Source organism: Pantoea sp. ACRSC, assembly GCF_022346785.1.
Lineage (GTDB): Bacteria > Pseudomonadota > Gammaproteobacteria > Enterobacterales > Enterobacteriaceae > Pantoea > Pantoea alvi.
Window position 1 is genome coordinate 1 of sequence record NZ_JAKRNN010000025.1, and the last position, 10,569, is coordinate 10,569.

Genomic DNA, 10,569 nt, shown 5'->3' on the forward strand with positions numbered 1-10,569 from the left:
AACCCGCGGCGCACCCGCCCCCGCTCCCTACGCCGCCGCCCCCGCCCCCTAACTCCCGGAGAACCACGCGACGGCAGCGTCTCCTCTTCCCCCGCCATTTCCCGCAGGCTGATCTCGATATTGGTGCAAATCGCATCCATCGGCAGATGGTTGTTCTGATAGCCGAAAGGCATCTCCAGCTCTTCCGCCAGCGTATCGAGCGACAAAAAGGTGTAGGCGATAAACATCGATACCAGCGGCGTCATATAGTGCAGATCGGGCGCCAGCGCGAACGGCAGCAGCGTGCAGAAGAGATAGACGGTACGGTGCAGCAGCAGCCCATAGGCGAAGGGCACCGGCATGCTCGCCAGCCGCTCGCAGCCGCCGAGCACCGCCGCCAGCTGATTCAGGCTTTCGTCGATATTGCCCCACACCAGGTCGCTGATTTTCCCCTGACGACGCTGATCTGCCAGCCAGTGCGACAGCTGAAGGTGCAGCATATTGGTTGGCGAGCGGCGCGACAGCACCCACTCGGCATCTTCGCCCAGCAGCCGCTGCAGATCGGCGCGCGCGTCGCTGCGGCGCAGCTGATGCTTCAGGCTGTAGCAGAAGGCGAGCAGCAGCGCCTGAATACGCGGCGCATCCTCAGGAAAGAGCGCCAGCACCTGACGCTGCAGGGTGCGGCAGGCGATAAGCAGCGCGCCAAAAAAATGGCGCGCCTCGCTGAAGCGGGCAAAGCAGACACTGTTGCGGAAGCCGAGAAACACCGCGATAGAGACGCCGAGCAGGCTGAATGGCGCCAGCGTTAGCTTAATGCCCAGCGTCTCATACCAGTTGAGCAGCGCGAGCGCGAGCAGCGACATCAGCAAATTGAGCAATAAACGAAACGAAATATCAGGCAGCACGGAGCCGTGCCAGGCGAACAAACGAACGAACCAGTGGCGATGGGGACGAACGATCATGATAAGCAGGTGACAAGGGATTTTGCGGCGATTCTGCGACTTTCCCGGCCGGCTGACCAGCGATAAATTGTGACAATTGTCACAATTTAATCCTGACCCCGCCCCTGCTGTCAGGGCGCCATAATATCGAAGCGATCTGACCCCTGCGCGGCATCGGCCTGCATCGGCGGCTGCACCGTCAGGGTGATCCAGTTTGAGGTAACGCGCTGCTGCTTATCATCCTCCAGCGTCACCGACAGATGATATTCGTTGCTGGCACCCGGCGAGTCGTCCCAGGCGGGCACAATCAGGCTCCAGCCCTGCGGCTGGCTGTTATCCGCCGGCGGCGTCAGGCTCAGCGCCTGGGTATCGCCCTGCCAGCTCACCGCCTTGATCGGGTTGCTGTGGCGGATCTGCAGCTTCAGCGGCAGGCTTTCGCCCGGCGTCAGCTGCCACGGCGGCGTGGCGAGAAACACCGACAGGGTTTTGCGCTGGCGGAAATTGAGCACCGGTGTGTCGGAACGGGTGACGCGGTCGTAGCGGCTGCCGCGCAGCGAACGCGCCTCGGCGACGTTGCCTGGCTCCAGCTGCTTGCTCAGCGCCACGCCGAAGCGATAGTTAAGCTTCAGGCCCAGCTGATCCTGCGTTTCGCCCGCGCTGCTGGTTTTGTGGCTGGCTGAAAGGGTTACCAGCGGCACCGGCGTATAGGAGAGACCAAGCGACAGCGCGTAGGGATTATGATAGCGGTTGCCGCTGTGAAACAGATCGACGTTGTCACCGAAATATTGCTCCCAGCTCAGGGAAACGCCGAGCTGGCGATAGAATGGCAGATAGCTCTGGGTGGTGATGTCATAGCCGCGCGCCATGCGCTGCTGCTGGGTTTCGCCGCTGTTCTTCCAGCCGCCCAGCGGGTGATAGTAGTTGGCGGAGAAGCGCAGATTCTCATTCCAGGCTTCGGTGCCGAGCGAGGCGCGCTGCTGGCCGATATCAAAGCTGCGATCGAGAAAGGCGTTATAGCCTAGCAGCCAGTTCGGCGTCACCCAGCGCTGGCCCAGCCCGACGTTGCCCACCAGCCCGTCGCTGGTATCGCGCACCCCAACCTGGCTAAAGGTAAGATAGCTGCGCTCGTCCGCCAGCGCGCTGAAGAGATCGCCGCCGGTGCCGGTAAAGTTGCCCTGCATATCCACCATCAGATCGAGCTGGGCGTTGCCGTAGGGCGAGAGCAGCGACTGCCCTTCGCTCTCAACGCGGCTCGCCACCTCGTCGCGGAAATGGTTAAAGGCCCAGACGCCCGCCTGCTGGCCGAAACTGGTATCGCTGTCGCCGTTCTGGCTCGCTTCGCCGATATCTTTGGCGATAGCGGCGAGCCGCTTATTCCACTCGTCGTCGCTCTGCCCGTTGCCCAGCGACGGCAGCGCCGCCAGCTGCTGGTTAAAGCGCGCCGGGTCCTCGAAGGGCGTCTCCGCTACCGAGGCGGAAGAGGTGAAAGCCTGAGCAGCAGGCACAGCGGAAAGGATCGCCACGGCGAGAGGCGAAGAGACAAAAAACAAGCGGGCAAAGCGGTGAAAAAACATAGCGTCTTATCGGATTTTTCGGCTAATTAACGAGACCTGTCTCACAAAATGGACTAAGTCTACTTTAACACATCATGATGAATTTGCAGAGAAAGGCGGGGAAAAGCGGGTAAACCAGGGGAAAAGCTGGATAAACTCAGATTTATCCAGCCTGTAATCGCCGTCAGGAGAAGATTAGCCCGCCATCGACGTTGATGGTCTGGCCGGTAATGTAGCGCGCGTCGTCAGAGGCGAGAAAGGCCACCAGCCCGGCGACATCTTCCGGCTGGCCCGCGCGCTTCAGCGGAATATTCTCTACCCACTCCGCCATCAGCTCGCCCTTGCCATAGGTTTTCTGCTCGCTGCTGAGGATCTCGCCCCAGACGCGATCGTTGTAGTCCCACATCTCGCTTTCGATAATGCCAGGACAGAAGGCGTTGACGGTGATATGCCAGGGCGCCAGCTCCAGCGCCAGGCTCTGGGTAATGCCGATCACCCCCATCTTGCTCGCCGCGTAGTGCGGCGTGTAGATAAACCCCTGCCGCCCCTGACCCGATGAGGTATTGATCAGGCTGCCGCCGTTCTGCCGCACCATATACTTCGCCGCCTCGCGGCAGCAGAGCCAGACGCCGGTGGTGTTCACCGCCAGCACCTTGTCAAAATCCGCTTTCGGCATGGCGTCGAAGCGGTCGATGGTGATGACGCCCGCATTCTGGATCGACACGTCGATGCGGCCAAAGCGGTCGGACGCCTGCTGATAGAGCTGCTGAACCGCGGCTTCGTCGGTAACGTCCACCTGCAGCGCCAGAATATCGCTGCCGTACGCCTGCTTCAGCGCCTCGGCGGTGCTAAACACCCGCTCGGCGTTGGAAACTATCACCAGATTTGCGCCGTCGCGCGCGAAGCGCGCCGCGATGCCTGCCCCAATGCCGCGGCAGGCGCCGGTGATCACCACGGTTTGTCCCTGGAAATTACGCGTCATATTGCCCTCCCCTTATCCATGACTGACTTCAGATACCGATGTCGACTGCTGCTTTTTTTCATGGCGACGCAGCAGCACCACTTTGCTTTGCAACCGCTGCTGGAACTGGTCGATCACCACGGCGGTAACGATCACCAGCCCCTTGATCACCATCTGCCAGAAGTCGCTGACGCCCATCATCACCATGCCGTCGGCGAGGAAGACGATCACGAACGCGCCGATAATCGAGCCGGATACGCGCCCGCGACCGCCTGCCAGCGCCGTACCGCCCAGCACCGTGGCGCCGATGGCGTCCATCTCAAACATATTGCCGGTCATGGGATGAGCGGTTTGCAGCTGCGACGCCACCACCAGCCCCACCAGCCCGGCGCAGAGGCCAGAGAAGGCGTAGACGAAAATCTTCACCTTTACGATCGGCACCCCCGCCAGCCGCGCGGCCGACTCATTGCCGCCGGTGGCGTAGATATAGCGTCCCAGCGGCGTTTTGCGCGTCAGATAGAGGCCGAGCAGCAGAAAGCCCACCATCAGCCAGATTGGCAGATAGACGCCAAGCAGGGTGCCGGAGCCGAGAAAGGCGAAGCCGGTATTGCCGAGCGCCGGCAGGCCCACCAGGTTGGCGTAGGTGCTGCCGTCGTTAAACAGCAGCGCCGCGCCGCGCGCCACGTACATCATGCCGAGAGTGCAGATAAAGGGCGCGACGCCCAGCCGGGTAATTACCGCGCCGTTGATCAGCCCGATCAGCACGCCAAACAGCGCCACAGTGAGGATCACCTCCGGCACGTTAAGGAACAGGGTATTGCCGTGCCACAGCGGCACGCCGCTGGTGAGCAGCGCCCCCGCCACCATGCCGCAGATGCCCGCCACCGCGCCCACCGAGAGATCGATGCCGCCGGTAAGGATCACCAGCGTCATGCCGATCGCCAGCAGCCCGGTAATGGCGACGTGCTGGGTCATAATCAGCAGGTTTGACGGCGTGAGAAAGTTGGGCACCATCACGCTGAAAAAGCCGATAACGATCAGCAGCGCGATAAAGGTGCGCGCCTTCAGCAGGTACATATAGAGCAGGTATTTTTGGTTCATCATCTCTCCTGCGGGCGATCGGACTCGCCCGTCATGCCCGGTAAACCGGCGGCTTAGTCATGCGGCGTCGAGGCCGTAATCAGTTTCTCGCGCGTCGCGTCGGCGCGGGGTAAATCGGCGGTGATACGCCCGTCGGCCATCACCAGCACGCGGTCCGCCAGCGCCATCACCTCGTCCAGTTCGGATGAGGAGAACATCACCGCCAGCCCCTGCTGCGCCAGCGTGCCGATCAGGTGATAGACGTCGGTTTTCGCGCCGACGTCGATGCCGCGCGTCGGCTCATCCAGCAGCACCACCTGCGGCCCGGTCATCAGCGCCTTGCCCAGCACCACCTTCTGCTGGTTGCCGCCGCTCAGCGAGGTGATCGGCAGCTCGGGATCGCTGACCTTAATCGCCAGATGCTGGATCATCTCGTCGACGCGCCGCTTCTCTTTTGCCGGGTGCAGCAGACGCAGCGCGCGGCGGAAGCCGCGCAGGCTGAGGTCGGTGAGCGTCATATTGGCGGCGATCGACATCAGCTGCACCACGCCTTCGCCCTGGCGATCCTCCGGCACCAGCGTAATGCCGCGCTTTAGCCGCTGCTGAAAGCTGCTGCGCTCCAGCGCGCTGCCCGCCAGCCGCACCCTGCCCGACTGGCACGCCATCAGGCCGATCAGCCCCTTGAACAGCTCGGTGCGCCCGGCCCCCAGCAGGCCGTAGATGCCGATCACTTCCCCTTTGCGCAGCGAGAAGCTGACGTCGTTAAGCCGGTAGCCGCCGTTCTGATGCAGGGCGGTCAGCCCCTCCACCTCCAGCACGGTTTCGCCCTGCGGCGCCGCCTGATAGTCAAAATGCTTTTTCTTGTCGCCGACCATCTGTTCAATAATCCAGGGCACGCTGGCATCGCGCACCTCGCGCTCGCTGATAAAGCGGCCGTCGCGGAAAATGGTGATGTGATCGCCAATCTCCATCAGCTCCTCCAGCCGGTGCGAGATATAGATAATGGTGACGCCGCGCCGCTTCAGCTGCTCGATGACGTTGAACAGCACCCTGACCTCTGACTGGCTGAGCGCGCTGGTCGGCTCATCCATAATCAGCACCCGCGTATCTTTGGAAAGCGCCCGCGCAATCTCCACCAGCTGCTGATGGCCAATACCCAGCTCGCCCAGCGGCGCCCAGGGATCCACATCCAGCTCCAGCCGCTCCAGCAGCGACTTCGCCAGCGCATACTGATACTTTTCGTTAATCACCCCGCGCTGAAAGAACTCGTTGGCGATAAAGATGTTGTCCATCACGTTCATATTGGGAAAAAGGTTCAGCTCCTGAAAGATAATGCTGATGCCCTGTTTTTCCGCCTGCTGCGTTGAGGAGAGCGATACCGGCTGGCCGTCGAGCAGGATTTCGCCGCTGGAGGGGGTCTCAACCCCCGCCAGCATCTTCATCATGGTGGATTTGCCCGCGCCGTTTTCGCCGATCAGCACGTTGACCTTATTGCGATAGACGCGGTAGTTGACCTGATCGAGGGCGGTGACGCCGGGATAGATGCGCGACAGGCCGCGCGTCTCGATAATCACCTCGCTGGCCGCCTCTGCTTGTGAATGCTGCATAGCCGCTCCTTACTGCCGCGCGATGGCGACAGGCGTCACGTTCGGGATCTGCTGCGGCACATCCCAGCTGCTGAATACGCCCGTCAGCTGCACCTTGTCGCCCACTTTCGGCTTAAAGGCGGTCATCATGCTGGAGGCCTGCTGATTGATGGCGCGGCCGTAGTCGCCAAACAGCACCTGGTCGTTAAAGTCCTGATAGCTTGCCCCTTTATAGGCGTCGCGCAGCGCGGTGCCGGGAATAATCGGCCCGGTTTGCACCGTGACGGTGGTGCCAGAAGCCTGTTTCACCGTCATACGGCCGCTGCGCGAGGTGGTATTGACCGCTGTTACCTCGCCGCTGAGGCTGACGCTGAACACGCAGGGGTTCTCCGCCTGGCTGCGGTAGCCCAGCGTGCTGCAGGCGCTGTCGAAATCTTTCGCCGCCTGCAGCGCCTTCAGCAGTTCGTCTGCCGGTTTCGCGTCGCGCTGCACCTGTGGCACCAGCTGTTCGCGCCAGGTCCGGTCGATATTGGCCATCTTCGGATTAGGCGGATTTTTCAGATCCGCCAGCTCCTGCTGCGACACAATGCGGCACCCGCTGAGCACAACCAGAGGAAGCAGAAGCCAGAGTCGTCTTTCCATGGGGTTCTCCTGACGCCCGTCTGCAACGGGCGCCGCTGCGAGGGGTTACGACTTAAAGTTGAAGTCCTGCACGCCGCTGGCGTTGTCCGGCGTAATCAGGATGCCGCGGAACATCACGCGCTGCTTCGCCGGCTTAACGCCCTTCTGAATAAAGTTATCCAGATCGGTGACGCCCTGCGCGGCGATCGCCTGCGCCTGCAGCATCACCGTGGCTTTCAGCGTGCCCGCCTTCACCGCGTCGCGCTCGTCGTTGCTGCCGTCGATGCCCACCACGGTCACGTCGTCGCGGCCCGCCGCCTTCAGGGCGGCGATGGCGCCCAGCGCCACCGGCCCGTTGCCGCAGATCACCCCTTTCACATCGGGATGCGCCTGCAGAATGCTGTCCATAATGCGCTTGCCGTCGATCAGGGTACCTTTCGCATCCTGGCGCGCCACGCTCTGCATATCGGGGTACTGGTCCAGCACCTGATGGAAGGATTTCGATCGCGTTACGCAGTTGTTGTCAGCCAGGTTGCAGGTCAGCTCGGCATATTTGCCCTTCTCGCCCATCTTCTCGACGAACACGGTGGCCACGTCGGAACTGGCCTGGAAGTTGTTATGGGTGATCTGCTCCAGCGCCACGTCGTCTACCGGGATTTCACGGTTGATCAGCACCACCGGGATACCGGCGTCTTTGGCCTTTTTAATCGCCGCGACGCTGGCGGTGGAGTCGGCGTTATCGAGAATGATGCCCTGCACTTTTTTGCCGATGGCAGCGTCGATCAGCTCGCTCTGCTTCTTCACATCTTCGCCGTGCGACAGCACCGAGGTTTTGTAGCCCAGCGCTTGCGCCTTGAGGTTGGCGCCTTTGGCTTCCGAGGCGTAATAGGGATTATCCAGCGAGTTAACGAGGATCATAATGGTGCCTTTCTCCGCCGCGAAGCCGGCGCTGGAGAAGAGGCCGGCGGCGATAGCGCTGCACAGCAGGGAGCGGATTTTCATGGCGATATTCTCTCTTCTGTTTATAGGGTGGTGAGGCGTCAGGCTGGTGCTGCATTACCAGATAGTGAAACCGCCATCGATCATCAGATCGGCGCCGGTAATCATGTCGCTGCCGTTGCTGGCGAAAAAGAGCACGGCGGCGGCGATTTCGTCGGTATAGGCGAAGCGGCCTAAGGGGATCAGCTTTTTCATCTGTTCGCCCTTTTCGCCGCGCCAGGCCTTTTCGCCCATCGGCGTCAGCACCACGGTGGGCGACAGGGTATTGACGTTGATGCGGTGCGGTGCGAACTCCTTCGCCATCACTTTGGTCATGCCGAGCAGCCCCGCCTTCGCGGAGGTGTAGGCGACGTGGTTGTCGATGGCGATGGAGGCGGCCTGCGAGGCGATATTGATAATCTTGCCGCCGTTGCCCGCGGCGATCATCCGCCGTCCCGCCGCCTGGGCGCAGAGAAACGGCCCGGTCAGGTTGACGGCAATCTGCTTCTGCCATTCGGCAAAATCGGTTTCCAGCACCGGCTGCAGCATCACGTAGCCAGCGCAGTTAACCAGAATATCGATCTGGCCATAGTGCTGCGCCACCTCGTTAAACGCCCTCTCCACCGAGCCAGGATCGGTGACGTCGCACTGCACAAACTGCACGCTGTCGGCGTCGAAGGCGTCGCGCAGGCTGGCGACCTTGTCCGCTTCGAAAGGAGGATAGAGCAGCGCCAGCCGCGCCCCTTTCGCCAGCAGCATCTCGTTGCTCGCCATGGCGATGCCGCCAAGCCCGCCGGTCACCACCGCCACCTTGCCGCCAAGATCCATCGTGCTGTCGACGCCGTAGCGCAGATTTACGTCATATTCGCTGCTCATCTGTTCCTCACTTGTATCGTTGCCGGCGGCCGCTCCAGTTAAAAACGGATTTTTTCCGGGCTTACGGGATAATTGATTTTCGAACAAAAATATAAGCTATCGAAACGCAATGGTATGTGGGTGAGATCAAATTTCATACACCTGACAGAAATTATTTTTATCCCCTTGTTTTCCCGTGATATAGCGTAAACAGCCGCTAACAGGCATGGATAAAGGCGCTAAGCGAACCCTGCACTTTCAAAGAGATGGGCGAAATACATTTTCGTTCGAAAACAAATGGCGCAGCAGGCTACCTCGCATTCGCCAAAAGTGCGGGGTAAACTCAGCGACAGGCATCAGTTCGCCGGATATAACCGTGATTGAGAAGAGGGAGCGTTTCGATTGAAAAGCAAAAGTGAGCAGCTTGCCGATATGCAGCAGCGCCGCGAAAAGATTCTGGAGATGATCCGCGAAGACGGCACGGTGACGGTAAAGGCGCTGACGGAGGCGTTCGGCCTGACGGAGGCGACCATCCGCACCGACCTGAGAATGCTGCAAAAGCAGGGCTTTGTGCAGCGCTATCACGGCGGCGCGACCCTGATGACCGGCAAGCAGAACACCGGCGCGCTGCTGCTGGAGCGGCAGACCCATCTGGAGGAAAAAGAGGCGATTGGCCGGCTGGCGGCGCAGCATATCGAAAACGGCGACACGGTGATTTTCGATTCGGGCACCACCACCACCGCCATCGCCGAGGCGATCGGTCATATCCGCCGCCTGTCGGTGGTGACCACGGCAGTGAATATCGCCCTCAAGCTGGGCGGCGAGCCGGGCATCAACATTCTGCTTACCGGAGGCACCTTTAAATTCCCGACGCTCTCCACCTCCGGCGAAAAGGCGGCGAGCTTCTTTGAAAACGTGCTGGCGCAGAAGCTGTTTCTCGCCACCGCCTGCATCTCACCGCGCCTCGGCCTCAGCTTTCCCAGCGAAACCGATATCAAGGTGAAGATGGCGATGATCAACTCCGCCAGCACGGTTTATGTGGTGGCGGACTCAAGCAAAATCGACAAGGTGTCGATGTTCGCGCTGCCCTGCGACTGGAGCCATATTCACTATCTGATCACCGACGACGGCATCAGCGCGGCGCAGATTGCCGCCTTTGAGGCGCTCGGCGTTAACGTGCTGGTAGCCTCGCTGCCGCAGGCGCAGCGGCGTGCGGTTTAAGCCTGCGCGGCGGCGGCCTGCTGCGCCGCCGTCGCGTAGCGCACCACCTCACCGACGATCAGCAGCGAGGGTGAAACCGGCTGCTGCTGCGCCACCGTCTGCGCCAGCCCGGCCAGCGACGTGATCAGCACCCGCTGATCCGCGCGCGTGCCGTTCTCGACGATCGCCACCGGCGTCTCCCCTGCGCGGCCCTGCGCCTGCAGCTGGGCGGCGATCGAGGCGCTCCAGCGCAGCCCCATATAGAACACCAGGGTTTCGCGCGGGTCGCCATAGCTGCGATCCGCCAGCTGCGGCTCGCCCAGCCTGCCGTGGCCGGTGATAAGGCGCAGCGACTGCGCGCAGTCGCGGTGCGTCAGCGGAATGTTGCTGGCGGCGGCGCAGCCCACGGCGGCGGTTATCCCCGGCACCACCTCGCAGCGCACCTGCGCCTGCTGCAGAAACGCCAGCTCTTCGCCGCCGCGCCCGAAAATAAAGGGATCGCCACCCTTCAGCCGCACCACCTCGCGGCCGCCGCGCGCCAGATCCGCCAGCAGCTGGTTGATCTCGCCCTGCTTCAGGCCGTGGCGGCCGGGCTGCTTGCCAACGTCGATGCAGAGCGCCGAGGCCGGCACCTCCGCCATGACCGCTTCGCTCACCAGCCGGTCATACACCACCACCTCCGCCTGATGCAGCAGCCGCAGCGCTTTGACCGTCAGTAGCTCAACGTCGCCCGGGCCTGCGCCAACCAGCCAGACGCGGCCCTCCCGGTCGCCGGTGGACAGCAGTTTGTTCAGTGAATCAATTGCGTGGGTCAC

The 10,569-nt window shown here is 61.8% G+C and carries 10 protein-coding genes; 1 reads left to right on the forward strand and 9 read right to left on the reverse strand.

The annotated features are described in order from the left end of the window. From MHZ97_RS19120 to MHZ97_RS19155, 8 genes are all read right to left on the reverse strand, one after another. Window positions 1-941 (reverse strand): bestrophin family protein (locus MHZ97_RS19120; RefSeq protein ID WP_239323821.1); only part of this gene is annotated, 941 nt, incomplete at its 3' end. 110 nt (window positions 942-1,051) lie between these two features. Continuing rightward, window positions 1,052-2,494 carry a YchO/YchP family invasin gene (locus MHZ97_RS19125; RefSeq protein WP_239315459.1) on the reverse strand — a complete coding sequence of 481 codons (1,443 nt, stop codon included), beginning with the start codon at window positions 2,492-2,494 and terminating at the stop codon, window positions 1,052-1,054. 163 nt (window positions 2,495-2,657) lie between these two features. After that, window positions 2,658-3,455 carry a glucose 1-dehydrogenase gene (locus MHZ97_RS19130; protein ID WP_239315458.1) on the reverse strand — a complete coding sequence of 266 codons (798 nt, stop codon included), beginning with the start codon at window positions 3,453-3,455 and terminating at the stop codon, window positions 2,658-2,660. A gap of 12 nt (window positions 3,456-3,467) precedes the next feature. After that, window positions 3,468-4,535: an ABC transporter permease gene (locus tag MHZ97_RS19135; protein ID WP_103797544.1), complete on the reverse strand. Its 1,068-nt coding sequence runs from the start codon at window positions 4,533-4,535 to the stop codon at window positions 3,468-3,470. Between the two features lie 53 nt (window positions 4,536-4,588). Continuing rightward, window positions 4,589-6,121, reverse strand: a complete 1,533-nt coding sequence (locus MHZ97_RS19140) for a sugar ABC transporter ATP-binding protein (protein ID WP_103797543.1) — start codon at window positions 6,119-6,121, stop codon at window positions 4,589-4,591. A gap of 9 nt (window positions 6,122-6,130) precedes the next feature. Continuing rightward, a complete protein-coding gene (locus MHZ97_RS19145; RefSeq protein ID WP_103797542.1) occupies window positions 6,131-6,742 on the reverse strand; it encodes a DUF2291 family protein in 612 nt (203 codons plus the stop codon). 45 nt (window positions 6,743-6,787) lie between these two features. Next, window positions 6,788-7,723, reverse strand: a complete 936-nt coding sequence (locus MHZ97_RS19150; protein WP_239315457.1) for a D-ribose ABC transporter substrate-binding protein — start codon at window positions 7,721-7,723, stop codon at window positions 6,788-6,790. A gap of 54 nt (window positions 7,724-7,777) precedes the next feature. Further along, complete coding sequence (locus tag MHZ97_RS19155) at window positions 7,778-8,575, reverse strand: GolD/DthD family dehydrogenase (RefSeq protein ID WP_103797540.1); 798 nt, start codon at window positions 8,573-8,575, stop codon at window positions 7,778-7,780. A 381-nt stretch (window positions 8,576-8,956) separates the two neighbouring features. Between MHZ97_RS19155 and MHZ97_RS19160 the strand changes: the two genes are divergently transcribed. Beyond that, on the forward strand, window positions 8,957-9,775 hold the full coding sequence (locus MHZ97_RS19160; RefSeq protein ID WP_033747611.1) for a DeoR/GlpR family DNA-binding transcription regulator: 819 nt from the start codon (window positions 8,957-8,959) through the stop codon (window positions 9,773-9,775). Here MHZ97_RS19160 and cobA read toward each other — a convergent pair. Then, window positions 9,772-10,569 (reverse strand): uroporphyrinogen-III C-methyltransferase, encoded by a 798-nt coding sequence (gene cobA, locus MHZ97_RS19165; RefSeq protein WP_103797538.1) that lies wholly within the window; start codon window positions 10,567-10,569, stop codon window positions 9,772-9,774. The genes MHZ97_RS19160 and cobA overlap by 4 nt on opposite strands.